Here is a 25,427-nt window from a genome sequence, read left to right as displayed (position 1 = left end):
CGGTGCGGGCGTCGCTCCCCGGCGGGGTGCCCGGGCGGACCTAGGGTGCGTCCATGCGCAGCAGCGACGACCGCGTCTACCTGGCCTCCGTGGACCACCTGCGGGCCGTCGCCGCCGTGCTCGTCGTGCTCTACCACGGGTGCCAGTTGCTGAGCGCGCGCATCGAGGGCCGCCGCTTCGTCCCCGCGACGGACTGGCTCTACTCGGCCAACCCGGCCGCCACGCTCGTCTTCGAGGGCCACACGGGCGTGGCCCTGTTCATGGTCCTGTCCGGCTTCATCTTCACCGTCGGCGCGTACGGCAGACCGATCCGGTACAGGCGCTTCCTCACCAACCGGCTGCTGCGGATCTACCCGCTCTACCTGGCCGTCGCCGTCCTCGGCCTGGCCACCCAGGTCTCCATGCCCACGTTCCAGGACCTCGTGCGCATCCTGACGTTCGCGACGCCGACGCAGCCGTACGGGGGCGTCTTCTGGACGCTGTGCGTGGAGATGCAGTTCTACCTGGTCTTCCCGCTGCTGGTCCGGCTGCTCGCCGAGCGCGGGCCCGGCGCCCTGCTGCGGCTGCTGGCGGCGGTGTCACTGCTGCGGGCGCTGGTGTGGCTCAGCAGCCCGGCGCCCGAACCGCACACGGCGTCGCTGTACCTGGGCCTGGCCGGGCGGATCGACCAGTTCCTGCTCGGGATGCTGGCCGCCTGGGTGTACGTCCACCACGGCGACCGGCTGCGGGCCCGGTGGCTGCCCCCGCTCGCCGCCGCCGTGGCGCTGGGCCTGCTCTGGTCGTTCAACCAGGTCCACGGGTTCGTCTCCGACAGCCCGCTGAAGCTCGCCTGGAGCGCGGCGGAGGGCACGGTGTGGGCGCTGGTGGTGGCGGTGTACGTCGCCGGGGCGGGCACCGCGGGCGGGGGCGGGGCCGCACGCGGGGCCGGCGGGGGAACCGGCGGGTGGCTGTCGCGGGCGGTGGCGCGGCTCGGGGAGGTGAGCTTCTCGGTCTACCTCACGCACTTCATGGTGCTCACGGTGATCGGCGAGTACGGCTCCGACCACCTCCCCGGCGGGCTGCCGCCGGTGTGGTCGGCGTTCCTGGTCACGCTGCTGGTGGCGCTGCCGCTGACGGTCGCGGTGTCGTTCGTGACGTACCACGCCATCGAACTGCCCTTCCTGCGGCTTCGCCGCCCGTACCTGGGCACCGGCGCGGCCGCGGAGACACCGCGCCCCCGGCAGCGGGAGAGCTACCGGGGGCGGTGAGGTTTCGTCGCGTCAGATCAGGCCCAGGCCGCGGACCGCGTCGCGCTCGTCGGCGAGCTCCTGCACCGAGGCGTCGATGCGCTCGCGGGAGAACTCGTTGATGTCCAGGCCCTGGACGATCTCGTACGTGCCGTTCTTGCAGGTGACGGGGAAGGAGGAGATCAGGCCCTCCGGGACGCCGTAGGAGCCGTCCGACGGGATGCCCATGGAGGTCCAGTCGCCCTCGGCGGTGCCGTTGACCCAGGTGTGGACGTGGTCGATCGCGGCGTTCGCGGCGGAGGCGGCCGACGAGGCGCCACGGGCCTCGATGATGGCGGCGCCGCGCTTGGCGACGGTCGGGATGAAGGTGTCGGCCAGCCACTGCTGGTCGCCCACGACCTCGGCGGCGTTCTTGCCGGCGATCTCCGCGTGGAAGATGTCCGGGTACTGCGTGGCGGAGTGGTTGCCCCAGATCGTCAGGCGCTTGATGTCCGAGACGGCGGCACCGGTCTTCGCCGCGAGCTGCGAGATCGCGCGGTTGTGGTCCAGACGGGTCATCGCGGTGAAGCGCTCGGCCGGTACGTCCGGGGCGGCGGCCTGCGCGATGAGCGCGTTGGTGTTGGCCGGGTTGCCGACGACGAGCACCTTGATGTCGTCCGCGGCGTTGTCGTTGATGGCCTTGCCCTGCGGCTTGAAGATACCGCCGTTGGCCTCCAGCAGGTCACCGCGCTCCATGCCCTTGGTGCGCGGGCGGGCGCCCACGAGCAGGGCGACGTTCGCGCCGTCGAAGGCCACGTTCGGGTCATCGGTGATCTCGATGCCGCGCAGCAGCGGGAAGGCGCAGTCGTCGAGCTCCATGGCGGTGCCCTCGGCGGCCTTGAGGCCCTGCGGGATCTCCAGGAGGCGCAGCTTGACCGGCACGTCCGCGCCGAGCAGGTGGCCGGAGGCGATGCGGAAGAGCAGCGCGTAACCGATCTGGCCGGCCGCGCCGGTCACGGTGACATTCACGGGAGTGCGGGTCATGGCGATCTCCGTAAGACGACTGGCGGTGGGGGTCCCTGCCCCTGGTGCTGGACATCCTTCCTGATCGATCGGTGTCTCGACGTGAAGAGATATCCAGCGGTCAGGCTATCCGACCCGGACCCCCCTCAACCGCCGCCCCCTTGTGTCCCGGCTCACTGCTCGTCCGTGCAGCCCTTCACCCCGGTCGCCAGCGTGGCGCAGGCCTTCGGCTCGGTACCGTCGGCCGCCGCGACCATCGGCGTGTACGCGTCCTTGTCGATCTTCACCGCGCCGTTCTCCGTGGCGCCGCCCGCACTGATCGAGACCGTGTCACCGGCCACCGCCTCGGTGATACGGGCCCAGGCCGCCCCGCACGTCTTGCTGTAGCGGACCTCGACCTTGCTCGTGCCGACCGTCGCGGAGGCCGTCGTCGTGGCGTACTCGCCGCCGCAGCCCATGGCCTCCGGGTCCTGGCCGGTGCAGTCGTCGCCGCTGCACTTCACCCCGGCGGGCAGCGTCTTCGAGCCGCCGGTGCTGGGCGTGGCCGAGGGCGACTGGGCGACGTTCTTCGCCGGCGCGGGGTCGTCGGAACCGCCCAGGTCGGTCAGCAGGACCGCCGCGGCTATCACCAGCAGGGCGCCGACGACGCCCACCAGGAACAGGGTCGCCTTGCGCTTGCCGCCGCCCTGGGCGCCGCCCGGCGCGCCGCTGCGGCCGCCGCGCGCGGGGGCGGAGGCGGAGGCGGGCGGGGGCGTGGGTGCCGCCGCCGGGCCCCGGCGGGCCGGCCCGTTGGGGCCACCGTCGGGCGGTATGACGGACGGCCGTGCGGCGGCCGGGCCGCCCGTGCCCCGGTCGGGACCCGGCGCGGCCTTGACCCGCGACGAGCCGTCCGCGCCGGGGCCGGCGGTGCCGCCGAACTCGCCGAGCGCGGCGCGCGCCTGCGAGATCCGTATGGCCTCCATCGTCATGTCGTGGCGCATCTCGGCACGGCTCCAGGCGCGCTCCGCGAGCTCCCACATGGTGGTGAGGTGCACCGGGTTCGTCCCGGTGACCTCGGCCAGCGCCACGATCGCCCCCTTGGGCGCGAGGAGCCGCCCGTTCAGATAGCGCTCCCACGACGTCTTGCTGTAGCCGGTGCGGTCGGCGACCGCGGCGATGCTGAGGCCGCTGCGATCCACCAGCCGGCGGAGCTGACTCGCGAACTCCTTGACCTGAGGGTCGAGCTCCTCCGGTAGCGCCTTCCAACGAGGCATAGCCTCCCCCTTGTCCCCCCGTGTATGTGCATGACGTGCTCCCCGCGCTGCGAGCCCCCCGGCGCCTCCCGGCTCCACCGAAGGTGTCCACCGGGAGGGATGCGCGGAGCCAGGATGACAGTTCCTGAGACGGGGGCGCACGGGCGCATCCGGAACACGGGCGTGCCCCCTTACGCGCCCCTGTCCTGAGTGCCGCCCCAGTTTCGCATCCGTTGCGGGTCGATCACACCATGCCGGAATGGTCACCTCCGTGCCACAGGCCCCGGACAGACCTTGATCCCGGTTGGCGCGTGCATGACGCTCTTATGGCAGGTCACGGCGCCCGTCCTGCTCGGGGGAGAGGATGGGCGCCGGGACCCGCATGACGCGGCTCACATCGCGCGTCACATCGCGAGCATCCGTTTCTGCAGTCCGGTGTCGAGGACGTCCAGGAACTGCTCCGTGGTCAGCCACGGGTGCTCGGGGGAGATCAGCCGGGCCAGGTCCTCGGTCATCTGACCGCCCTCGACCGTCTCCACGCAGACCTCCTCCAGCGCCCGCGCGAACCCGGCCACCTCCGGCGTCCCGTCCAGCTCACCCCGGTGCGCCAGGCCCCGGGTCCAGGCGAACACGGAGGCGATCGGGTTCGTGGAGGTCGACCGGCCCTGCTGGTGACGGCGGTAGTGGCGGGTGACCGTGCCGTGCGCGGCCTCCGCCAGGACGGTCCGGCCGTCGGGGGACATCAGCACCGACGTCATCAGGCCGGGCGAGCCGAACCCGCGCGCCACGGCGTCGGCCTGCACGTCGCCGTCGTAGTTCTTGCACGCCCAGACGTAGCCGCCCTCCCACTTCAGGGCCGAGGCGACCATGTCGTCGATGAGCCGGTGCTCGTAGGTCAGGCCCGCCGCGTCGAACCGGGGCTTGAACTCGGTGTCGAAGACCTCCTGGAAGAGGTCCTTGAAGCGCCCGTCGTACTTCTTCAGGACGGTGTTCTTGGTGGACAGGTAGACCGGGTAGCCCCGGGTCAGGCCGTACCGGAAGGACGCGCGGGCGAAGTCGCGGATCGACTCGTCGAGGTTGTACATCGCCAGCGCGACACCCGCGCCGGGGAAGTCGTACACCTCCAGCTCGACCGGGTCGGAGCCGTCCCTCGGCGTGTACGTCAGGGTGAGCGTGCCGGGGCCGGGGACCTTGAGGTCGGTGGCCCGGTACTGGTCGCCGAAGGCGTGGCGGCCGACGACGATGGGCCGCGTCCAGTTGGGGACGGACCGCGGCACGTTCTCCATGATGACCGGCTCGCGGAAGATCACGCCGCCGAGCGCGGTGCGGAGGGTGGCGTTCGGCGAGCGGTACATCGCCTTGAGGTTGAACTCCTCCACGCGCGCCTCGTCCGGCGTGATCGTGGCGCACTTGACTCCGACGCCGTACTCCCTGACGGCGTCGGCGGCCTCGACGGTCACCCGGTCGCGCGTGGCGTCGCGGTTCTGGATGCCCAGGTCGAAGTACTTCAGGTCGGCATCGAGGTACGGCAGGATCAGCCGGTCCTTGATGAACTGCCAGATGATGCGGGTCATCTCGTCGCCGTCGAGCTCGACGACGGGGTTGGCTACCTTGATCTTGGACATGAGGCGGTACGTCCCTCTCGCGCGACGACGACATGTCTCGTCGTCAAGGTAGATCGCGCGAACGCACCCGGCCGCCCGACGCGCGGTGCGGCCGGGCCGCCTAGCGCACCGCGAACCGGACGGCGTCCTCCAGGAACGGGATCTCCAGCCAGGGGTCGGGCTGGGTCATCAGCGCCAGCAGCACGATGCTGGCGCCGAGCACGCCGTACGCGGCCATGTCGGTGAACCGCGACCGGACGGCGAGCATCCCCACGGACGGCAGGGCACGCCGCATCGCGGCCCCGGTGAGCAGGGCGGCGCCGATGAGCATGGCCCCGATCCGGGGCGCCTGCGGGAACGGGTCGAACCCGACGACCAGCAGCCCGAGCGCGGTCAGCCCGAGCACGGTGAGCAACGGCCACTGGCGCGCGGGCGCCGGCGCGTCCCCCGGGGCGGCCCGCCCGCCGCCCTCGGGCCGCGCGGTGTCCCGCGTCACGGTCGGCGGCCGCCGCGACGCCCGCACGGGGCGCGGCGCCTCGTCGGGGGCGGGAGCGGGGGCGGCGTCGGTGGTCACGTCCCCGGGGGTGCCGTCGGCGTCGGTGGCGGGTGCCGCGGGGCGGGCGCCGGGGGCGGTGCGCCCGGCGCCCGGGGCGGAGCCGGGCGTGGGCGCGCCGGACGGGCGCCCGGCCGTCTCGCCGGCCGTCTCGCCGGCCGGCGGAACGCCCGTCGGGGACCCGGCCGCGGCGGGCCCGGCCGGGGTGGCGGAGTCGTCGTTCGCCCGTACGCCCATGGGTCGTCCCTTCCCGGTCCGGCTCAGCTCGCGGCGGCGGCGGCGCGCTCGGCCGCCTCGACGACGTTGACCAGGAGCTGCGCCCGCGTCATCGGGCCGACGCCACCGGGGTTCGGGGCGCGCCATCCGGCGACCTCGTTGACGCCCGGGTGCACATCGCCCATGATCTTGCCGCTCTCGTCGCGGCTGACGCCCACGTCCAGGACGGCCGCGCCGGGCTTGACGTGGTCGGGCTTGATCAGGTGCGGCACGCCCGCCGCGGCCACGATGATGTCCGCGCGCCGCAGGTGGGCGGCGAGGTCCCGCGTACCGGTGTGGCACTGCGTGACCGTCGCGTTCTCGGACTTGCGGGTCAGCAGCAGCGGCATCGGGCGCCCGATGGTGGTGCCGCGGCCGACGACCACGACCTCCGCGCCGCTGATCTCGACGCCGTGGGCGCGCAGCAGCGTGATGATGCCGTTCGGGGTGCAGGGCAGCGGGGCGGGCTCGTTGAGGACGAGGCGCCCGAGGTTCATCGGGTGCAGCCCGTCGGCGTCCTTGGCCGGGTCCATCAGCTCGAGGATGCGGTTCTCGTCGATGCCCTTGGGCAGCGGGAGCTGCACGATGTAGCCGGTGCAGGCCGGGTCCTCGTTCAGCTCGCGGACGACCGCCTCGATCTCGTCCTGGGTGGCGGTGGCGGGCAGTTCGCGCTGGATGGAGGCGATGCCGACCTGTGCGCAGTCGCGGTGCTTGCCCGCGACGTACTTCTGGCTGCCCGGGTCGTCGCCGACCAGGATGGTGCCGAGGCCGGGCACGATGCCCTGGGCCTTGAGGTCCGCCACGCGGGCGGTCAGGTCGGACTTGATCGCGGCGGCGGTGGCCTTGCCATCGAGAATCTGGGCGGTCATGGGCCCATCCTCGCGGATGACCCCGTCCCGGTTCCAATTCGTGGCCGCCGGAGGTTGCACTTGCACAACACCCCGGTTATCCGACTGGACAAAAAGTCGACGGTACGACGACGATGATCCGCGCAGTGCCGCGGGCAGTGCCGGGGGGCAAACCGCTCAAAAGTACGTGAAGTTCCTCCGCGCGGGCCGCGCCGTCCCCGCACGACAACGGAGGAAACCCGCCATGAGCTTCGGCGACCCGAACAATCCTTACGGCCAGCCCCAGGGCCAGCCCCAGCAGCCCGGCTACGGCTACCCCCAGCAGGGCCAGCCCCAGCAGCCGGGTTACGGCTACCCGGCCGCCCCGCCGCCCCCGCCGGCGTACGGCGGTGGCTACCCGGGCGGCGCGCCGATGACGATGCCGGGCCTGATGCAGACGGCGCGCGTGCTGCTCTTCATCGTCGCCGGCCTCCAGATCATCGGCGGCATCATCGCCGCCATCGCGATCGCGGCCGCGCAGGACGTCGCCAACTCGGCCGGCGTCGGCGAGGAGGCCAGCGTCTTCGCCGGTCTGGGCTTCGTCATCGTCCTGATCCTGCTCGCCTTCGCCGTGTGGGCGATCATCCTGGGCGCCAAGTTCTCCAAGGGCGGCAGCGGTGTCCGGGTGGCCACCATCGTCTACTCCGCGCTGTTCATCCTGCTGAGCCTGGGCAACTTCGCCAACGGCACGGCCAGCGCGGCGGTCGGCGGCATCATCGGTCTGGCCATCGGCGGCATCATCCTGGCCTCCATGGTCAACAGCAGCGCCACCGCCTGGTTCAACCGCCCGCGATACTGATACGCGCGCGTCACGCACGAAGGCCGTAACCCCCGCCTCGCGGCGGGGGTTACGGCCTTCGGCTGTCGTACGGGTCTGCCGTACGGGTCAGTGGAAGAAGTGGCGCGTGCCCGTGAAGTACATCGTCACGCCCGCCTTCTTCGCCGCCTCGACGACCTGCTCGTCACGGACCGAACCGCCCGGCTGCACCACGGCCTTGACGCCCGCCGCGGTGAGGATCTCCAGCCCGTCGGGGAACGGGAAGAACGCGTCGGACGCGGCGTACGCGCCACGGGCGCGCTCCTCGCCCGCGCGCTCCACGGCGAGCTTGGCGGAGTCGACGCGGTTGACCTGGCCCATGCCGACGCCGACGCTCGCACCGTCCTTGGCGAGCAGGATGGCGTTGGACTTGACGGCCCGGCAGGCCTTCCAGGCGAAGGCCAGCTCGGCCAGCTCGGCCGGGGAGAGCGCCTCACCGGTGGCGAGGGTCCAGTTGGCCGGGTCGTCGCCACCGGCCTGGAGGCGGTCGGTGACCTGGAGCAGCGCGCCGCCGTCGATCGGCTTGACCTCGACGGGGTTCGCGGGCGCGCCCTCGGCGCGCAGCACACGGATGTTCTTCTTCCGGGCCAGGACCTCGACCGCGCCGTCCTCGTACCCGGGGGCGACGATGACCTCGGTGAAGATCTCGGCGACCTGCTCGGCCATCGCGACGGAGACCGGGCGGTTGACCGCGATCACGCCGCCGAAGGCGGACAGCGGGTCGCAGGCGTGGGCCTTGCGGTGCGCCTCGGCGACATCGGCGCCGACCGCGATGCCGCACGGGTTGGCGTGCTTGATGATCGCGACGCACGGCTCGTCGTGGTCGTACGCGGCCCGGCGCGCGGCGTCGGTGTCCGTGTAGTTGTTGTACGACATCTCCTTGCCGTGGAGCTGTTCCGCCTGCGCCAGGCCGCCCGTGCCGTCCACGTACAGCGCGGCGCCCTGGTGCGGGTTCTCGCCGTAGCGCAGCACGTTCTGCCGCTCGTAGGTGTGGCCCAGGAAGTCGGGGAAGCCGCTGTCGTCGGCGGCGGCGTAGTCGTCGGCGAACCAGGAGGCGACCGCGACGTCGTACGCGGCGGTGTGCTGGAACGCCTCGGCGGCCAGCCGCTTGCGGGCGGTCAGGTCGAAGCCGCCCGCCTTGACGGCGTCGAGGACGTCGGCGTACCGGGCCGGGGAGGTGACGACCGCGACGGAGGGGTGGTTCTTGGCGGCGGCGCGGACCATGGAGGGGCCGCCGATGTCGATCTGCTCGACGCACTCGTCGGCGGTGGCGCCGGAGGCGACCGTCTCGCGGAACGGGTACAGGTTCACGACGACCAGCTCGAACGGCTCCACGCCCAGTTCCGCGAGCTGCTCGCGGTGCGCGTCCAGGCGCAGGTCGGCGAGGATTCCGGCGTGCACGCGCGGGTGCAGCGTCTTGACGCGGCCGTCCAGGCACTCGGGGAAGCCGGTCAGCTCCTCGACCTTGGTGACCGGGACGCCGGCCGCGGCGATCCTCGCGGCGGTGGAACCGGTGGAGACCAGCTCGACGCCGTTCTCGTGCAGCCCTCGGGCGAGCTCTTCCAGCCCCGTCTTGTCGTAGACACTGATCAACGCGCGACGGATGGGCTTATTCACCGACATGAACCTTTCGTCCCTCAATGCGGTAGCCGTGCCGGGCCAGGCGCCCCACGACCTCGACGAGCAGCGAGCGCTCGACTTCCTTGATGCGCTCATGGAGAGCGGCTTCGTCGTCCTCGTCCCGGACCTCGACCACGCCCTGGGCGATGATCGGGCCGGTGTCGACGCCGTCGTCGACGAAGTGGACGGTGCATCCGGTGACCTTCACGCCGTGCGCGAGCGCGTCCCGCACTCCGTGGGCACCGGGAAAACTGGGCAGCAGGGCCGGGTGCGTATTGACGATCCGGCCGCCGAAGCGGGACAGGAATTCCTTCCCGAGGATCTTCATGAACCCGGCCGAGACGACGAGATCCGGCGCGTACGCGGCGGTCGCCTCGGTGAGCGCGTGGTCCCACTCGTCCCGCGTGGCATGGTCCTTGACCCGGCACACGAAGGTGGGCAGCCCGGCGCGGCCGGCCCGCTCCAGACCGGCGATGCCGTCGCGGTCGGCGCCCACGGCGACGATTTCGGCCCCGAAGCCCTGGGGATCATCACCGATGGCGTCGAGCAGAGCTTGGAGGTTCGTGCCCGATCCGGAGACCAGGACGACGAGGCGGGCGGCAGCCACGGGGAAACCCTTTTCGCGTTGCTTGGTGCGGTGCTTTGTGTGGTCGTACGAATGAATCGGGCCCCTCGATACGGGGAACTCTACGAAGGAGCCGACCGTCAGCAACGATACCGGCACACCGAGCCGCCCCCACGGGACGGGGGCGGGGCCGGGGGGTAGCGTCTGACGCAGGGCCGTCCCCGAACGGACGGACACGACGACAGGAGACCCCCGCCCGCGCTGTCGCGCCGGTCCCGGGGTCTGAGGGGAAGACGTTCACCACATGCCGGACCGACGCCGCCGCACGGCCATCCACCTCCTGCCGCGGGAACGCCAGTCCACGGAGCCCAGGGACGAGAACAACCCGTTCGCGCCGCCGCCGGAGGGCAGGCCGGACCAGCCCTGGCAGCCGCGCCGACCCGATCACGGTGACGGTGACGGCGGCGAGGGTTCCGACGGCTCCCGGGGTTCCGGCGGACCGGCGGACGGTTCCCCCGACCGGGAGCGCCCGGCCTGGGGCAGCCAGTGGAGCCCGCGGCAGCCGGGGCGCTCCTCCGGCGGCTTCGGCAACCGCCCGGTCGACACCCGGCAGGGCGGCGGCCAGGGCCAGGGCGGCCCCGAGGCGCCGAACCTTCGCTGGGACCCGACCGACCCGGCGCAGCGCCGGGCGCGGTACGCGCTGCTGTCGGGCATGTGGGCGTTCTTCTTCGCGATCTTCGACTTCCCGGAGATCGGCCTGCTGCTGGGCGCCCTGGCGCTGTACTGGGGCATCAGCTCACTCCGCGGCAAGCCCCGCTCCGCCGCCGCCCAGCCGGTCACGGCGGGCGCGCCGTCCGGTGCCGCGCCCGGCGGCACCGCGGGCGGCCCGGCGGGCCCGCGGCCCGGTTCCGGCCGCCCGCAGATCACCGCCGCGGTGAGCGGCCTGGTCACGGCGGCGCTGGCCCTGATGATCGTGGCGGCGACCTTCACCATCCAGGTCGTCTACCGCGACTACTACGCGTGCGTGGACGACGCGCTGACCAAGACGGGCCAGATCTCCTGCAACGAGATGCTCCCCGAGCCCCTGCGCGACGTCTTCGGCGTCAAGGAGTAGGCGGCCTCAGGTCACGGGCCGGCCGGGGTCGGGAGCGGGCGGGCCGGCGCCGGGAGCGGGCGGGCCGGCACTACCGGGGTCCGCGCGGTCCTCGGCGGCCTTGTCGGTCCCCTCGGTCCCCTCGGTTCCCTCGGTCGCCTCGGTCCCGTCGGCCGGCTCCGGCTCCGGCTCCGCAGGAGCGGGGGCCGGGGCGGCGGGCGGGAAGGCCGCCATGAGGCCGCCCGAGGCTTCCTTGAGCGCCGTCCAGCGGGCCTCGCGGGCCGAGGGGTCCTCCCAGGCGGCCGGGAGGAAGCCGTACGGCTCGAAGGCCGGGTCCCCGGGGTCGTCCTCCGGCGCGGGGCGCTCCCCGGCGGCCGGCCCCGCGGGCGCGGCAGCGGCCTGGACCGGCACCGGTGAAGGCGGCGACGCCGGCTCCGGCATCCGCGCCGCCACGCTCTCGCCCCGCCGCCGCCACGCCCGGAGCGCCAGCGCCACCGGCACCCCGAGCCCCGCCGTCCACGCCACCGCCGCCGCGCCCACCCGCCACCACACCGGGCCGAACACCGCCAGGCGCCCGGTCCCCAGCGGCCCGCCCGCGGCCGCCGCCAGCACCGCGACCGCCGCCCCGACGAGCGCCGCCGCCAGCAGCGCCGCCACGGCCACGTCCCACAGCCCCGGCCCCCGCTCCCCCGAGCCCTCCGTCCCGGGGCCCGGCGTCCCGGCGCCGCCCGCCGCGGCGCCGCGCACGCGTCCCCCGCAGAACCACCCGACCGCCGCGCCCGCCGCCACCGGCACCACCGCGGCCGTCCAGTTCACCCAGCCGCCCGGCCCGTCACCCGGTACGGCGGCCAGCAGCGGAAAGGGCGGCAGCCCGCCGGCCCCGGTCACCCCGAGCGGGGTCGCCGTCGCTCCCGTACCCAGCAGGAAACCGGGCCCGAGCCCGTACGCCGCGCCCCACACCGCCGCGTTCGGCGCGAGTCCGAGCGACAGCAGCAGCAGCGCGCTCCGCCCCGACCAGACTCCGGACAGACCCAGCAGCGACTCGCGCGCCGCACCCGCGTGCCACACCAGCGACACCGCGACCAGCACCGCTCCCCCGCCCACCAGCACGCCGAGCCCGATGCCCGCCGCGCGCACCGCGACCGCCGTCCGGGAGCGGGCGAGCCCGACCCGGACGCGCTCCGGCACCCACCCCGGCAGCGGCCCGGACGGCCTGCCGTGGGCGGTCCACACCCCGGCGGCCGCGGCGAGCCCGACGAGCGGCGGCACGTGGAGCGCCGCGCCCAGGGGCCCGGCGGGCAGCGGCCCGCCCGCCGCGTAGCCCACGGCCGCGGCGGCCACCAGCAGGTAGCCCCCCGTCACGGCGGCCACCGCGCCGGCCGCCGGGGGGCGGGGACGTGCGGGTGCCGTGGGCTCGGCGGCGTCCCGCGCGGTCCGGTACACGAGCCAGACCGGCAGGGCCACGAGCAGCAGCGGGACGAGGCCGACGGGCGCGGGGGTGCCGGAGAGGGTGGCGGGGCGCAGCAGTTCCACGCCGTGGGCGAGCAGCCAGACCCCGGCGGCGACGTGCAGGGCGCCGGCGGGGCCGCTGTCGGGGTACGGGGAGCTGATCCACATCACCATCACCAGGACGGTGAGGGAGCCGAGTCCGAGCCCGGCGGCGAGCGCGCCGCGCACACATGCTCCGGCCAGCGCGGCGCTCCGGCCGCCCTGGACGAGGGCCGGCGGGTGATCGGTCGCTTCGGTCACGGCGCCATGCTGCCAACGACACGCGCTTGATCCACGTAACGGGAGAATGGCCGGTGTGGCGCGCAATATACGGTTATGTACTTTTTCGTCGAGTGCAGCCCTGCCGGGGTCCGGCCATGACCCGGACCACGACGACCACGCGTTCCGCGCCCCCGCTGCCGTCCCCCAAGGAGCGGCGCCGGCTGCGCGAGGCGATGTCCATGACGGAGGAACAGCTCGCCCAGCTCGTCGGCGTCACCCGCGCGACCGTGCGCTCCTGGGAGACCGGGCGCACCGCCCCGCGCGGGCGCAAGCGCGAGCTGTACGCGAGGCTCCTGGGCGCCGCCGACCCGGAGAGCCCGCCCCGTGAGCCGTCGCAAGACCCCGGGCGCGGGCCGCGACCGGCCGCACGAGCCGGGCAGCCGGCCCCGGCGGCGGGCTCCGAGCCGCCGCCTCGCGACACCGGGACCGGGACCGGACGTGGGACCGCGACAAAGAGCGGGAGCGGGACCGGAACTCCGGCCGGCGGTGGGAGCGGGGCTCCGGCCGGCGGTGGCAACGGGGCTCCGGCCGGGAGCGGGACCGCGGACGGGACCGTCGCCGCGCCCGCCGACGCGTTCGACGCGCTGTACGCGTACGCCGCTCCCGGCCTCGTCCAGCAGGCCTACCTGCTCACCGGGCGGCGCCGGCTCTCCCGCGAGGCCGTCGAGTACGCCTTCCACCTGGCCTGGGAGCGATGGCCGGAGGTAGCGGTCGACCGGGACCCGGCCGGTTGGGTGAGGGCGGCGACGCACGAGTACGCCCTGTCCCCCTGGCACCGGCTGCGCCGCTCGTACCGGCACCCCGACGCCCCCGCCACCGACCGCGCCGCCCAGGCGCTGCGGGGCGCGCTGCTGGAGCTGCCGCCCGCGTACCGCCGCACGCTGCTGCTGTACGACGGCCTCGGCCTGGACCTGCCGGAGACGGCGGCCGAGACGGAGGCCAGCACGCCGGCCGCCGGCAACCGCGTCCTGCACGCCCGCGAGGTCCTCGCCGAACGGGTTCCCGAGCTCGCCGACCCGGCGGTCCTCCACCAACGGCTGGCCTCGCTGCTCGCCAAGGGCCCCGCCATGGTGCTCGCCCCCGCCAGGACGGTGCGCAGCGGCAGCGAACGCCGGGCGAGGCTCTGGACGCGGGCGGCCGTCGGGCTGACCGCGGTGATCGTCGGCGCGACCGCGTTCACCCTGGCCACCGCGCCGACCAGCTACCGCCCGCCGCTGGCACCGGGCGAGGCGGTCGGCGGCGTTCCGGTGCTCAGCGGCCCCCAGCGGCTGACGGCCCAGGACCAGGCCCTGCGCGACCGCCTCCGCTCCGAGCCGGTCACCGGGCCCGCCCGCCTCGTCCCGGACGCCCACTGACGCGCCCCGGCACGCGGAAGGGCCCCACGGGCATGGCCGGCCGCGCACGACGACAGCGGCCCACGGGCATGGCCGGCCGCGCACGACGACGGGCCCGTCACCGGACTTTCGTCCGGTGACGGGCCCGTCGGCCGTGCGGCTGTGCGGCTGTGCGGCTGTGCCCGAGGTCAGCCCGCGAGGATGGCGCGCGCCAGCTTGGCCGTCTCGGTCGGCGTCTTGCCGACCTTGACGCCCGCGGCCTCGAGGGCCTCCTTCTTCGCCTGCGCGGTGCCGGACGAGCCGGACACGATCGCACCGGCGTGGCCCATCGTCTTGCCCTCGGGGGCGGTGAAGCCCGCGACGTAGCCGACGACCGGCTTGGTGACGTTGGCCTTGATGAAGTCGGCCGCCCGCTCCTCCGCGTCGCCACCGATCTCACCGATCATCACGATCAGCTCGGTCTCGGGGTCGGCCTCGAAGGCCGCGAGCGCGTCGATGTGGGTGGTGCCGATGACCGGGTCGCCACCGATGCCGACGGCGGACGAGAAGCCGATGTCGCGCAGCTCGTACATCATCTGGTACGTCAGCGTGCCGGACTTGGACACGAGACCGATCCGGCCGGGCTTGGTGATGTCGCCCGGGATGATGCCGGCGTTGGACTGGCCGGGGGTGATCAGGCCGGGGCAGTTCGGGCCGATGATCCGGGTCTTGTTGCCCTTCTCCACCGCGTACGCGTAGAACGCGGCGGAGTCGTGGACCGCGATGCCCTCGGTGATCACGACGGCCAGCGGGATCTCGGCGTCGATGGCCTCGACGACGGCGGCCTTGGCGAAGGCCGGCGGCACGAAGAGGACGGAGACGTCGGCGCCGGTCTTCTCCATCGCTTCCTTGACGGAACCGAAGACGGGGACCTCGGTGCCGTCGAAGTCGACGGTCGTGCCCGCCTTGCGCGGGTTCACGCCACCGACGATGTTGGTGCCGTCACCCAGCATGAGCTTGGTGTGCTTCATGCCCGTGGCACCGGTCATGCCCTGGACGATGACCTTGCTTTCCTTGGTCAGGAAGATAGCCATGGTGTTTCTGACCTCGTCCCTTACTTCGCAGCCGCGAGCTCGGCGGCCTTGTCGGCCGCGCCGTCCATGGTGTCCACGCGCTGCACGAGCGGGTGGTTGGCGTCCGACAGGATCTTGCGACCCAGCTCCGCGTTGTTGCCGTCGAGGCGCACGACCAGCGGCTTGGTGACTTCCTCGCCCTTGTCGGCGAGCAGCTTCAGGGCCTGGACGATGCCGTTGGCGACCTCGTCACAGGCGGTGATGCCACCGAAGACGTTGACGAAGACGGACTTGACGTCCGGGTCGCCGAGGATGATCTCCAGGCCGTTCGCCATGACCTGGGCGGAGGCGCCGCCACCGATGTCGAGGAAGTTGGCGGGCTTGACGCCGCCGTGCGCCTCACCGGCGTAGGCGACGACGTCGAGGGTCGACATGACCAGACCCGCGCCGTTGCCGATGATGCCGACCTCGCCGTCGAGCTTGACGTAGTTGAGGTTCTTGGCCTTGGCGGCAGCCTCGAGCGGGTTGGCTGCGGCCTTGTCCTCGAGCGCCTCGTGCTCGGGCTGGCGGAAGTCGGCGTTGGCGTCCAGGGACACCTTGCCGTCGAGCGCGATGACCCGGCCGTCGGCGACCTTGGCCAGCGGGTTGACCTCGACGAGGAGGGCGTCCTCGGCGACGAAGGTCTTCCACAGGGTCACGAGGATCTCGGCGACCTGGTCCTTGACCTCGGCCGGGAACTTCGCGGCCTCGACGATCTCGCGGGCCTTGGCCTCGGTGACGCCCTCGTTGGCGTCGACCGGGATCTTCGCCAGGGCCTCGGGCTTGGTGGCCGCGACTTCCTCGATGTCCATGCCGCCCTCGACGGACGCCATGGCGAGGAAGGTGCGGTTGGTGCGGTCGAGGAGGTACGAGACGTAGTACTCCTCGGCGATCTCGGGCGCCGTCTCGGCGATCATCACCTTGTGGACCGTGTGGCCCTTGATGTCCATACCGAGGATGTCCGTCGCGCGGGCGACGGCCTCGTCCGGCGTGGCGGCCAGCTTGACGCCACCGGCCTTGCCGCGGCCGCCGACCTTCACCTGCGCCTTGACGACCGAACGGCCGCCCAGTCGCTCGGTCGCCTCGCGCGCCGCCTCAGGCGTGTCGATGACTTCACCGGCCAGCACCGGTACACCGTGCTTGGCGAAGAGGTCCCTCGCCTGGTACTCGAACAGGTCCACGCGCGTCCGTCCCTTTTCTGGTGATCGCGGTTCGTTGTCTGCGTGGGCGTGCCGCGGAGGGCAACGTGACTGCGCTGTCACAAGGGAGGCGTACACGGTGTCCGTGGACGCGGCATGTCCGTCTCGCAGGTTATCCCCGTGAGACCGGGGCACCTAAATCGCAGATCACACCGGAGCGGTGATACCTGTCACAAGCACGGACCTCAAACGGGCGGCCCCACCGGCTGTGAGACCGCCCGTTGCTACGGATTTCGTACCGGATCAGGCGCGGGCCCGATTCCCGGTCACAGGCCGTACGGGAGGTAGTCCGGGGTGACGGTGCCGACCGTGCCCTGCACGCCCGAGACGGCGTTGCCGCCGAGCGGCTGGACGTCGGAGGTCACGCCCTGCGCCAGGCCGGTCGCGAGGGGCTGCACACCGGCGGTCACGTCGTGCGCGAACGGCGCCGCCTCGCCCGTCACGCCGTACGCCAGGCCCGTCGCGCTGCCGCCGACCCCCTGGGCGACCGGCTGGACCTGGTCGGCGACGGCCTCGACCAGCGGCCGCACGGAGCCGGTGACGCCGTCGGCGAACGGGTCCACCTGGCCCGCCACGCCGCCGGCCAGCGGCTGGACGCCGGAGACGACACCCTCGGCGAAGGGGTACGCGTCCGAGACCACGTCCTCCACGAGGACGCCCGCGTCACCGGCGGCCTGGCCCGCGACCGGCACGGCGGACTGGACGGCGCGGTACGCGACGGGGGGCAGCGTGTCCTGGAAGGCGGCGTCCGCGAGCGGGGTGGCCGTGGCGACCGGGTCGCTCTGCACCTCGTGGGCGAAGGCGTCGAGCGGGCCGAAGAGGTAGTCGATCTCGCCCTGCGCCTCGCCGTACACCTCGCCGCCCACGCCCTGGACCTGCGCGGACGCGTACCGGACGTCGGTGTGGACGTCCTCGGTGACCTGCTGGGTGGCGTGCTGGGCGCCCTGGGCCTGGGTGGTGGCGGCGGTGGTGCCGTCCGCGATCACCCCGGCGGTCGTGCCGGCGGCCGCGTCGACGGCGGTGTCGACGGCGGTGTCGGTGGCGACGGCCGCCTGGTCGGGCGTGGAGAGCGGCACCGAGACCGACACCTCGGTCGCGCCGGCGGCGGTGGTGCCGATCGCCCACATACCCGTGGCGGTGGCGGCGACGGCTATGGAGCGGCGGATGTTCTTGTGCATGGGTGCGTCGGTTCCTTCGAATTCGTGTCGAAACGGCGGGCAGACCTGTCCCGCCCCCGCGCGGCAGGTCATGAGCGGGGGAAGGGCTGCCCTAGCCGGGGAATTCGAGGATGTTGTGGGGCCGGTCCTGGACGGACGCGGCGGTGGCCGGCAGTGCGGCGCCCCGCACCGGGCCGGGGTGCGCGTCCACGGCGGACGTCACGGCGTGCTGCTCGCCCGCGCGGGGCGTGCCGCCGTCACCGGCCGCGGACTGCCGGGCGGCGCCGCCGGGGCACGGGCCGGGCGCGAAGGGCAGCGGGGCGGCGATCACCGCGTCCGCCCGCCGGTCCCGCCCGTGGTGCCCGTCCTGTGCGGAACGGGCGTCGATGACGGCGTGCCCGTACGCCCACCCCTGCCCCGCGCACAGGGCGGGCGCGGCGGTGGTGGCCGGGGTGCGGGCGGTGGTGACCTCGGGCTTGGGCGTGCCGGGCGGGGCGGTCACCGGCACGGCGTGCCCGGCCGGGGGACCCTGCGCCGCCTGGTGAGCGCCGGGCACGTCGGGCGCCGGAGGCGTCACCGCTACGGCGCCGTCGGCCGGCACCCCCGGCCACTCCGGCCGCCCCGGCAGGCCGGCCCCGGCATCCTGCACGGCGCCCAGGACGGTGACCCCGGCGACGGTGACGTCGTGGGGGGTCAGGGCCGGGGCGGTGAGGCCGGGGAGGGCGGGGGCGGGGGCGGTGGTGCCGGGGAGGGTGACGTCCTGGGCGGTGAGGCCGGGGACGGTGGCGTCCTGGGCGGTGGCGCCGGGGACGGTGGCGTCCTGGGCGGTGGCGCCGGGGACGGTGGTGCCGAGTGCCGGGGCGCCCGGGGTGCCCGGGGTGGGCGGGGTGCCCGGGGTGGGCGGGGTGCCCGGGGTGGGCGGGGTGCCCGGGGTGGGCGGGGTGCCCGGGGTTCGGGTGCCGGCGCCCGGCAGGGCATCGGACACGGCCGCACCGGGCAGGGCGCCCGGCTCGGCACCGGTCGCCGGCCCCGTCGCGTCCGGCCGGGCCGGGGGCCGGTCCGCCGCGTGCGCCGGGCCGCCGAGGAGGATGCCGAGGGCCAGCAGGCCCCCGAGGAACAGCACGACCGCCAGGGCGCGCCGCGCCGCCGCTCCACGCGCGGGGCGCGGAGCGGTGACAGGGGCGACGGCTGCTGCGGCGGTCACGGCGACCGGTTCCTCCCCCTTCGCGGAGCACGTCGCGGAACATCGCCTTCCGCGTACGTCGCGCTGATGCTTGCACGAACATCCCCGGGTGACGCAAGCCCCGTGTTACTGATGAGTCGCCATGTCCGGTATGGGCAGGGGCCGCTTCTCGATCGCCGCCGCCATCACCTCCGGGAAGAGGTCGGGGGTGCACGCGAACGCCGGTGCGCCCAACGCCGCGAGGGCCGCCGCGTGTTCGCGGTCGTACGCCGGTGCGCCCTCGTCGGAGAGCGCGAGCAGCGCGACGAACTGCACGCCCGACGCCTTCATGGCGGCCACCCGCTTGAGCATCTCGTCGCGGATGCCGCCCTCGTAGAGGTCGCTGATCAGGACGACGACGGTGTCGGCGGGGCGGGTGATCTGCGACTGGCAGTACGCCAGCGCCCGGTTGATGTCCGTGCCCCCGCCGAGCTGCGTGCCGAACAGGACGTCGACGGGGTCGTCGAGCTGGTCGGTGAGGTCGACGACGGCCGTGTCGAAGACGACGAGCCGGGTGGCGATGGAGCGCATGGAGGCCAGGACGGCTCCGAACACCGAGGCGTACACCACGGACGCCGCCATCGAACCGGACTGGTCGATGCAGAGCACCACGTCCTTCTTCACGGACTGCGCGGCCCTCCCGTACCCGATGAGCCGCTCGGGCACGATCGTGCGGTACTCCGGGAGGTAGTTCTTCAGGTTCGCCCGGATGGTGCGGTCCCAGTCGATGTCCCGGTGGCGCGGGCGGCTGACGCGGGCACTGCGGTCGAGCGCGCCGGTGAGCGTGGCGCGGGTGCGGGTGGCGAGCCGCTTCTCCAGGTCGTCCACGACCTTGCGCACGACGGCCCGTGCCGTTTCCCTCGTCGTCTCGGGCATCGCCTTGTTGAGCGAGAGCAGGGTGCCGACGAGGTGGACGTCCGCCTCGACGGCCTCGAGCATCTCGGGCTCCAGCAGCAGCGTCGACAGCCCGAGCCGGTCGATCGCGTCACGCTGCATCACCTGCACGACCGAGCTGGGAAAGTAGGTGCGGATGTCGCCGAGCCAGCGGGCGACGGACGGAGCCGAGCCGCCCAGTCCCGCCGACCGCTCCCGCCCGCCTCGCCCGTGGGCGCCCTTCTCCCCGTACAGCGCGGCCAGCGTGCCGTCCATCGCGGCATCGGTACCGGCCGGCACGTGGCCCGTGCCGTCGGCCTCTCCTCCGCCCAGCACCAGGCGCCAGCGCCGCAGCCGTTCGTCCTCGCTCATGTCCCCGCCCCCAGCAGTTCGTCGTCGTCCGCGCCGGCCGCGCCCAGCAGCAGCCGCACCAGCGGCAGCACCGCGTCCGCCCGCGTCTCGTCCAGCTCCGGCGCGAAGCCGGGTGTCGTGGCCTCCGGGCGGGCCGTGCGCCCGGAGGCCGGGCCGCGCCGCACCAGTTCGCCCAGCGTGCGCCGGACGCCCGGCTCGTACGCGGAGAACGTGCGCCGCAGCAGGGGCAGTACGTCGGTGAACGCCTCCGCCGTGACCGTGGTGAGCCAGGCGTCGACGAGCCCGAGGAGCCGCTCGTCGTGGACGAGCAGCATGCCGCCGCCGGGGTTGGCGTCGCCCCCGCCGACGAACCCCTCGATCCAGGCCGCCGCGTCGGCCGGTGGCGTACCGGGCGAGAGCGCGAGCCCCATCAGCCGCGCGGCGCCGTCCTCCGGGAGCCTCCCGTCGTCCAGCAGCAGTCGAGCGGCCCGCCCGCGTATGACGCCGGGCACGCTGTCCCGCGCGGCGAGCCTGTCCAGGACCCCGGCCCAGCGGCCGGTGATGTCCCCGGTGTCCGGCAGGAGCCGGATCGCGGTGTGGACGCCGTCGAGGTGGCCGCGCATCTCGGCGGCCCCGTCCGCGTCCAGGCCGGTGCACGCGGGCGGCAGGCCGACGCAGACCCGCTCGGCGAGCCCGGTGGCGACCTCCGCGAGCGCGGCCGTGTCCGTGGACCGTACGTCGCCGTAGCGGAGGGAGCGGGCGAGCGCGGGCAGCGCCTGCGCGAGGTGGCCCACGTCCGCGTCGAGGGCGGCCCGGTCGGCGAGGGCCTTCATCACCACCGGCAGCGCGTCGGACAGCCCGGCCAGCAGGCACCGTTCGGCGAGGGCGGTGACGTCGGCGAGGGCGGTCGCCGAGGCGGCGTCCGACTCGGCCCTGGCGGTCGCGGCCGCGAGCACGGTGGTGCCCCACACGCCGGCCTCGGCGACCCGTACGTGCAGCTCCGGCTCCCAGCGCAGCCGCCAGCTCTCCCGGAACGTGCCGGTGCCGGCGCGGCCGGCGACCGGTTCGCCCCAGGCGACACCGAGGAGGCGCAGCCGGTGCAGCAGGCGGCTGCGCGCGGCGTCGGTCTCCTTGCGCAAGTCCAGGTCGAGCTCCCGCTCCAGGGCCTCGGGCTTGAGCCGCAGGGTGCGCTGGAGCCTGGTGAGGTCCCGTTGCAGGGGCACCGCGGGGGCACGCTCGGGCACCTCGCCGAGGGCGTCGCCGACGATCAGCCGGTCCCGGATGAGGCCGAGCGGCACGTCGGAGCCGTCGCACATCACCGCCCGTACGGCGTCGATGGTCTCGGTGAGGCCGGCGAGGGGGCGCCCGCGCATGGCGGCGAGCGTCCCGGCGAGCCGTACGGCCTCGATGACGTGGGCGGAGGAGACGATCCGGTCCTCGTCGCGGAGCAGTCCGGCGACCTTGGTCATCCAGCGCTCGACCGGCCGGTCGGGGGCGCTGAACAGGTGCCCGTACCAGCCGGGCGAGTCGATGCCGGCGCCGTAGCCGCTGTGCCGGGCGAGCCGGCGGTGCGTCCAGGGCACCCAGGTGATCTCCGTCTTGACCTTGGGCAGGCCCTTGAGGAGGGCGCGGTCGGCGGTGACGGTCGTGCGGGCGGCGAGCGCGGGGACGTGCCAGGCGCCGCAGACGACGGCCACGCCGTCGCCGTGCGCCTTGCGGGCGGCCCGGAGCTGGAGGCGCATGTACGCCTCGCGGACGAGGTCGCGGTCGTGGCCGCCGTGCCCGTAGGTCTCCCGCAGCGCGGTCATGGCGTCGGCGAGGCCGGCGAAGACGGCGATCGGGTCGTGGCCGGCGCCGGTGTGCGTCGCGCGGGTGCCGGAGGCGCCGTCCGGCGGCCCGTTGGGGGCGGCTCCTGTGCCGCGGTGCTCGACCACGTCCTCCCACCAGCGCTCCGGGTCGTCGTACCCGGCGGTCCCGGCGAGGACGGCGAGGGGGTCGATCCGCAGCCCGTACCGCTGGTCGTCGGCGTCCCCGCCGTCCCCGTTCTCCCCGTCGCCGTCCTCCCAGGTGGGGTCCTTCGCCATGGCGAGCGTGTGGGTGGCGGGCAGGTCGATGAAGCGGACGGCGGCGCCGTGGTCCAGCGCCCAGCGGATGGCGACCCACTCGGGGGAGAACTCGGCCATGGGCCAGAACGACGCCCGGCCGGGGTCGTCCACGGCGTGGGCGAGCAGCGCGACCGGCGGGCTCATCCGCTCGTCGGCGGCGAGCGGCAGGAGGGCGTCCCCCTCGGGCGGGCCCTCGATCAGCACGGCGGCGGGCCTGGCCGCGTCCAGGGCGGCCCGCACGGCGCGGGCCGAGCCGGGGCCGTGGTGGCGGACGCCGAGCAGCAGGGGCGCGGTCGTCGCCGTCATGCCGACACCTCCCGGCAGGCGCGGTAGAAGTCCTTCCACCCGTCCCGTTCGCGCACGACCGTCTCCAGGTACTCCTGCCAGACGACCCGGTCGGCCGCCGGGTCGCGGACGACCGCGCCGAGGATGCCGGCGGCCACGTCGCCGGGGCGCAGCACGCCGTCGCCGAAGTGGGCGGCGAGGGCGAGGCCGTTGGTGACGACGGAGATGGCCTCGGCCGTGGACAGCGTCCCGGACGGGGACTTGAGCTTGGTGCGGCCGTCGGTGGTCACGCCGTCGCGCAGCTCGCGGAAGACGGTGACGACCCGGCGGATCTCGTCGATGCCCTCGGGTGTGGCCGGCAGGTCGAGCGAGCGGCCGATCTGGTCGACGCGGCGGGAGACGATCTCGACCTCGGCGTCCGGTGTGGCGGGCAGCGGGAGCACGACGGTGTTGAAGCGGCGGCGCAGCGCGCTGGACAGGTCGTTGACGCCCCGGTCCCGGTCGTTGGCCGTGGCGATGAGGTTGAACCCCCGGACCGCCTGGACCTCCTGGCCGAGCTCGGGGATGGGCAGGGTCTTCTCGGACAGGATGGTGATCAGGGTGTCCTGCACGTCGGCCGGGATGCGGGTGAGCTCCTCGACGCGGGCGGTCATGCCGTCGGACATGGCGCGCATGACCGGGCTGGGCACCAGGGCGTCGCGGCTGGGTCCGTGGGCGAGGAGCTGTGCGTAGTTCCACCCGTAGCGGATGGCTTCCTCGGGCGTGCCGGCCGTGCCCTGCACGAGGAGGGTCGAGTCCCCGCTGACGGCGGCGGCGAGGTGCTCGGACACCCAGGTCTTGGCGGTGCCGGGCACGCCGAGCAGCAGCAGGGCGCGGTCGGTGGCGAGGGTGGTGACGGCGACTTCGACGATCCGGCGCGGTCCCACGTACTTCGGTGTGATCACGGTGCCGTCGGGCAGTGTGCCGCCGAGCAGGTAGGTGGCGACGGCCCACGGCGACAGGCGCCAGCGGGCGGGGCGCGGCCGGTCGTCGGCCGCCGCGAGTGCCGTCAGCTCGTGCGCGAACGCGTCTTCGGCGTGCGGGCGCAGGGCCTCGTCGCGGGATGCCTCGGTGGCTCGGGTGGTGGTGGACACGGTGATGGATTCCCCCTGCGCATCGTGGTCGACCGGGTGTGTGATCCACCGTGCACCATGCCACTGACAATCGGCCGTTTCCGCAGCTCAGAGGCGGAAACGACCGATTGGCGAGGGGAGTTGTCGTGGTGTCAGCCGGCGACGGGCGACACGGCGATGCAGCCGGTGGCGGCGGCCATGCCCTTCGCGGACTGCTCGGAGATGACCTTGCCCTGGTAGGTGATCTTGCAGGTCATCTCGACGCCGGCCGGGTCGACGGCGACGGGGATCACGCCGGGCGGCAGCAGGCCACGCAGCTTGACCGTCTTCTTCCACGGCAGCGTGGGCTTCTGCACGGACTCGACCTTCGGCTTCGTCGCGTCCCCGCCGTCGACGTGGTAGTCGATCGAGTCGATGCCCTTGCCGGTGATCTCGTACGTCACTTCGTACTGCTCGTTGACTTCCTTCTCCACCTGCTTGGCGGCCTCGTCCGCGATCTCCGAGCAGGCGCCGAGCCCGAGGACGAGCCCGCCGACGGCGAGCGCGGAAGCGATGGAGCGGCTGAGGCGGTTCATGTGTCCCCCCGGTGAGTTGACGTGTCACCGGCAGACAACAGTAAAGGGAAGGCAAAGTCAACCGGGTTCCGTGTGCGGGCCCTCCGGGCGAACGCACTGGTCACCGCCGATTGTCAGTGGCGCCGCCTACGGTCGGTGCCATGAATCAGCAGGGGGTGCGCTGGACGGCGGAACAGGTGCTGGCTCTGGCACCTGACGACGCCTCACGCAGAGCGGGAAGCAAACTCGGCACGGCCGGGCCGTGGTCGGGCGGCGGCAGCGACGGCTCGGGGGTCGTCTGGGGCCTGTGCAAGGGCAGCGGAAGCCGGCCGTACCAGACGGTCGTCGACACCACGGGCCCCGCGTACACGTGCAGTTGTCCCAGCCGGAAGTTCCCGTGCAAGCACGCGCTGGGACTGCTGCTGCTCTGGGCGGCCGACGGCGATGCCCTGTCCGGCTCCGAGGTGCCGGACTGGGCCGAGCAGTGGCTGGCGGGGCGGCGCGCACGCGCGGCCGGGAAGCAGGCGGCGGAGACGGGGGGCGGATCGCCCGCGAAGAGCGCCGATCCGGAGGCCGCCCGGCGGCGGGCCGAGCAGCGCGCCGCCCGGATCACCTCGGGCGCCGAGGAGTTGGAGCAGCGGCTGGCCGACCTGCTGCGCGGCGGGCTCGCCGCCGCCGACCGGTCGGGGTACGGGCTGTGGGAGGAGACCGCGGCCCGGATGGTCGACGCGCAGGCCCCCGGCCTGGCCGGCCGGGTCAGGGAACTGGGCGCGATACCGGGCTCCGGCCCCGGCTGGCCGGTGCGGCTGCTGGAGGAGTGCGCGATGACGCACCTGCTGGACCGGGCGTGGCTGGACGTCGAGCGGCTGCCGCAGCCCCTGGCCGCGACGGTCCGCACCAGGGTCGGCCTGACGGCACCCGCCGACGGCCCGCCGGTGCGCGACCACTGGTCGGTGCTGGCCCAGTACGACACCTCGGACGGCAGGCTGACCACGCGCCGCGTCTGGCTGTACGGGCGGAACAGCGGACGCACCGCCCTGCTGCTCTCCTTCGGCGCGGCCGGGCGCGCACCCGCGCTCGCCCTGCCCGTCGGCGTGGCGATCGACGCCGAGACCGTCCCGTACGCGGGCGCGGCACAGCTACGGGCGGAGCTGGGCGAGCAGTTCTCGCTGCCGGTGCCCGACCCGGGGCCGCCGCCCGGCGGGTCCGTCACCGACGCGGCGGCCGCCTACGGAACGGCCCTGCGCGACGACCCGTGGCTGGACGCCTGGCCGGTCACGCTGACCGGCGTCATACCCGTGCCGTCCCAGGAGGGCGCCTGGCAGCTCGCCGACGCGGACGGCGCCGCCGCGCTGCCGGTCGCCCCCTCCGCACTCGCCCGGCCGGGTCTGTGGCGGCTGGCCGCACTGTCCGGTGGCCGGCCGGTCACGGTGTTCGGCGAGTGCGGGCACCGCGGCTTCACCCCGCTGACCGCCTGGTCCGCGGACGCGCCCGAGACCGTCCCGCTGACCTGACGTACG

Annotated in this window: 21 protein-coding genes; 5 read left to right on the top strand and 16 right to left on the bottom strand. The window is 74.2% G+C overall.

Translation table 11 applies throughout. The features are described from left to right. The first annotated feature begins 53 nt into the window (after window positions 1–53). Entirely contained in the window at window positions 54–1,247 is a 1,194-nt protein-coding gene (locus E2B92_RS29290; RefSeq protein ID WP_133087756.1) for an acyltransferase family protein, read from the top strand. Window positions 1,248–1,259: 12 nt separating this feature from the next. Here the strand turns inward: E2B92_RS29290 and E2B92_RS29285 are convergent, their stop codons facing one another. From E2B92_RS29285 to E2B92_RS29265, 5 genes are all read right to left on the bottom strand, one after another. Continuing rightward, the gene (locus tag E2B92_RS29285; protein ID WP_126886196.1) at window positions 1,260–2,249 is read right to left on the bottom strand and encodes a malate dehydrogenase; all 990 of its coding nucleotides are present in this window, start codon (window positions 2,247–2,249) and stop codon (window positions 1,260–1,262) included. Between the two features lie 152 nt (window positions 2,250–2,401). After that, window positions 2,402–3,481, bottom strand: a complete 1,080-nt coding sequence (locus E2B92_RS29280) for an XRE family transcriptional regulator (RefSeq protein ID WP_133087755.1) — start codon at window positions 3,479–3,481, stop codon at window positions 2,402–2,404. Between the two features lie 383 nt (window positions 3,482–3,864). Further along, a complete protein-coding gene (locus E2B92_RS29275; protein ID WP_126886194.1) occupies window positions 3,865–5,085 on the bottom strand; it encodes an NADP-dependent isocitrate dehydrogenase in 1,221 nt (406 codons plus the stop codon). 100 nt (window positions 5,086–5,185) lie between these two features. Continuing rightward, window positions 5,186–5,854 (bottom strand): DUF3017 domain-containing protein, encoded by a 669-nt coding sequence (locus tag E2B92_RS29270; RefSeq protein WP_126886192.1) that lies wholly within the window; start codon window positions 5,852–5,854, stop codon window positions 5,186–5,188. Window positions 5,855–5,877: 23 nt separating this feature from the next. Next, window positions 5,878–6,741, bottom strand: a complete 864-nt coding sequence (locus E2B92_RS29265) for a bifunctional methylenetetrahydrofolate dehydrogenase/methenyltetrahydrofolate cyclohydrolase (RefSeq protein ID WP_126886190.1) — start codon at window positions 6,739–6,741, stop codon at window positions 5,878–5,880. Between the two features lie 223 nt (window positions 6,742–6,964). Here E2B92_RS29265 and E2B92_RS29260 point away from each other — a divergent pair, with 223 nt between their 5' ends. Further along, a complete protein-coding gene (locus E2B92_RS29260) occupies window positions 6,965–7,558 on the top strand; it encodes a hypothetical protein (RefSeq protein WP_126886188.1) in 594 nt (197 codons plus the stop codon). Between the two features lie 87 nt (window positions 7,559–7,645). Here the strand turns inward: E2B92_RS29260 and purH are convergent, their stop codons facing one another. Both purH and purN read right to left on the bottom strand, forming a co-directional pair. Next, on the bottom strand, window positions 7,646–9,199 hold the full coding sequence (purH, locus tag E2B92_RS29255; RefSeq protein WP_126886186.1) for a bifunctional phosphoribosylaminoimidazolecarboxamide formyltransferase/IMP cyclohydrolase: 1,554 nt from the start codon (window positions 9,197–9,199) through the stop codon (window positions 7,646–7,648). After that, complete coding sequence (gene purN / locus E2B92_RS29250; RefSeq protein ID WP_126886184.1) at window positions 9,186–9,803, bottom strand: phosphoribosylglycinamide formyltransferase; 618 nt, start codon at window positions 9,801–9,803, stop codon at window positions 9,186–9,188. The genes purH and purN overlap by 14 nt, the downstream gene beginning before the upstream one ends. 262 nt (window positions 9,804–10,065) lie before the next feature. Here purN and E2B92_RS29245 point away from each other — a divergent pair, with 262 nt between their 5' ends. Continuing rightward, window positions 10,066–10,875, top strand: a complete 810-nt coding sequence (locus E2B92_RS29245) for a hypothetical protein (protein ID WP_126886183.1) — start codon at window positions 10,066–10,068, stop codon at window positions 10,873–10,875. 6 nt (window positions 10,876–10,881) lie between these two features. Here E2B92_RS29245 and E2B92_RS29240 read toward each other — a convergent pair whose 3' ends face one another. Beyond that, window positions 10,882–12,603, bottom strand: coding sequence for a cell division protein PerM (locus E2B92_RS29240; protein ID WP_200836989.1), 1,722 nt, complete (start codon window positions 12,601–12,603; stop codon window positions 10,882–10,884). A gap of 116 nt (window positions 12,604–12,719) precedes the next feature. On the opposite strand from E2B92_RS29240, the gene E2B92_RS29235 reads away from it, so the two are divergent. Further along, window positions 12,720–13,979: a helix-turn-helix domain-containing protein gene (locus tag E2B92_RS29235; RefSeq protein ID WP_126889190.1), complete on the top strand. Its 1,260-nt coding sequence runs from the start codon at window positions 12,720–12,722 to the stop codon at window positions 13,977–13,979. 167 nt (window positions 13,980–14,146) lie between these two features. Here E2B92_RS29235 and sucD read toward each other — a convergent pair whose 3' ends face one another. The 8 genes from sucD to E2B92_RS29190 all read right to left on the bottom strand — a co-directional run bounded on the left by sucD (window position 14,147) and on the right by E2B92_RS29190 (window position 23,928). Further along, entirely contained in the window at window positions 14,147–15,031 is an 885-nt protein-coding gene (sucD, locus tag E2B92_RS29230) for a succinate--CoA ligase subunit alpha (RefSeq protein WP_126889189.1), read from the bottom strand. A 20-nt stretch (window positions 15,032–15,051) separates the two neighbouring features. Beyond that, window positions 15,052–16,230 carry an ADP-forming succinate--CoA ligase subunit beta gene (gene sucC / locus E2B92_RS29225; RefSeq protein ID WP_126889188.1) on the bottom strand — a complete coding sequence of 393 codons (1,179 nt, stop codon included), beginning with the start codon at window positions 16,228–16,230 and terminating at the stop codon, window positions 15,052–15,054. Between the two features lie 284 nt (window positions 16,231–16,514). After that, on the bottom strand, window positions 16,515–17,426 hold the full coding sequence (locus tag E2B92_RS29220; RefSeq protein WP_126889187.1) for a hypothetical protein: 912 nt from the start codon (window positions 17,424–17,426) through the stop codon (window positions 16,515–16,517). Window positions 17,427–17,517: 91 nt separating this feature from the next. Next, window positions 17,518–18,609 carry a hypothetical protein gene (locus E2B92_RS32770; protein ID WP_160159800.1) on the bottom strand — a complete coding sequence of 364 codons (1,092 nt, stop codon included), beginning with the start codon at window positions 18,607–18,609 and terminating at the stop codon, window positions 17,518–17,520. A gap of 105 nt (window positions 18,610–18,714) precedes the next feature. Further along, window positions 18,715–19,872 carry a VWA domain-containing protein gene (locus tag E2B92_RS29205; RefSeq protein ID WP_126887466.1) on the bottom strand — a complete coding sequence of 386 codons (1,158 nt, stop codon included), beginning with the start codon at window positions 19,870–19,872 and terminating at the stop codon, window positions 18,715–18,717. Beyond that, window positions 19,869–22,262 (bottom strand): DUF5682 family protein, encoded by a 2,394-nt coding sequence (locus E2B92_RS29200; protein WP_126887467.1) that lies wholly within the window; start codon window positions 22,260–22,262, stop codon window positions 19,869–19,871. Before E2B92_RS29200 ends, E2B92_RS29205 begins: the two co-directional genes overlap by 4 nt. Further along, window positions 22,259–23,380, bottom strand: coding sequence for an ATP-binding protein (locus E2B92_RS29195; RefSeq protein ID WP_126887468.1), 1,122 nt, complete (start codon window positions 23,378–23,380; stop codon window positions 22,259–22,261). Before E2B92_RS29195 ends, E2B92_RS29200 begins: the two co-directional genes overlap by 4 nt. A gap of 125 nt (window positions 23,381–23,505) precedes the next feature. Continuing rightward, on the bottom strand, window positions 23,506–23,928 hold the full coding sequence (locus E2B92_RS29190; RefSeq protein WP_126887469.1) for an MmpS family transport accessory protein: 423 nt from the start codon (window positions 23,926–23,928) through the stop codon (window positions 23,506–23,508). Between the two features lie 140 nt (window positions 23,929–24,068). Between E2B92_RS29190 and E2B92_RS29185 the strand changes: the two genes are divergently transcribed. Then, window positions 24,069–25,421 carry an SWIM zinc finger family protein gene (locus E2B92_RS29185; protein WP_185923669.1) on the top strand — a complete coding sequence of 451 codons (1,353 nt, stop codon included), beginning with the start codon at window positions 24,069–24,071 and terminating at the stop codon, window positions 25,419–25,421. The last annotated feature ends 6 nt before the right edge of the window (window positions 25,422–25,427 follow it).

This window comes from Streptomyces sp. WAC05374 (assembly GCF_004353505.1).
GTDB lineage: Bacteria > Actinomycetota > Actinomycetes > Streptomycetales > Streptomycetaceae > Streptomyces.
Note: the sequence above shows the minus strand (reverse complement) of the source record. Positions and strands in the feature narration are given on the sequence as shown.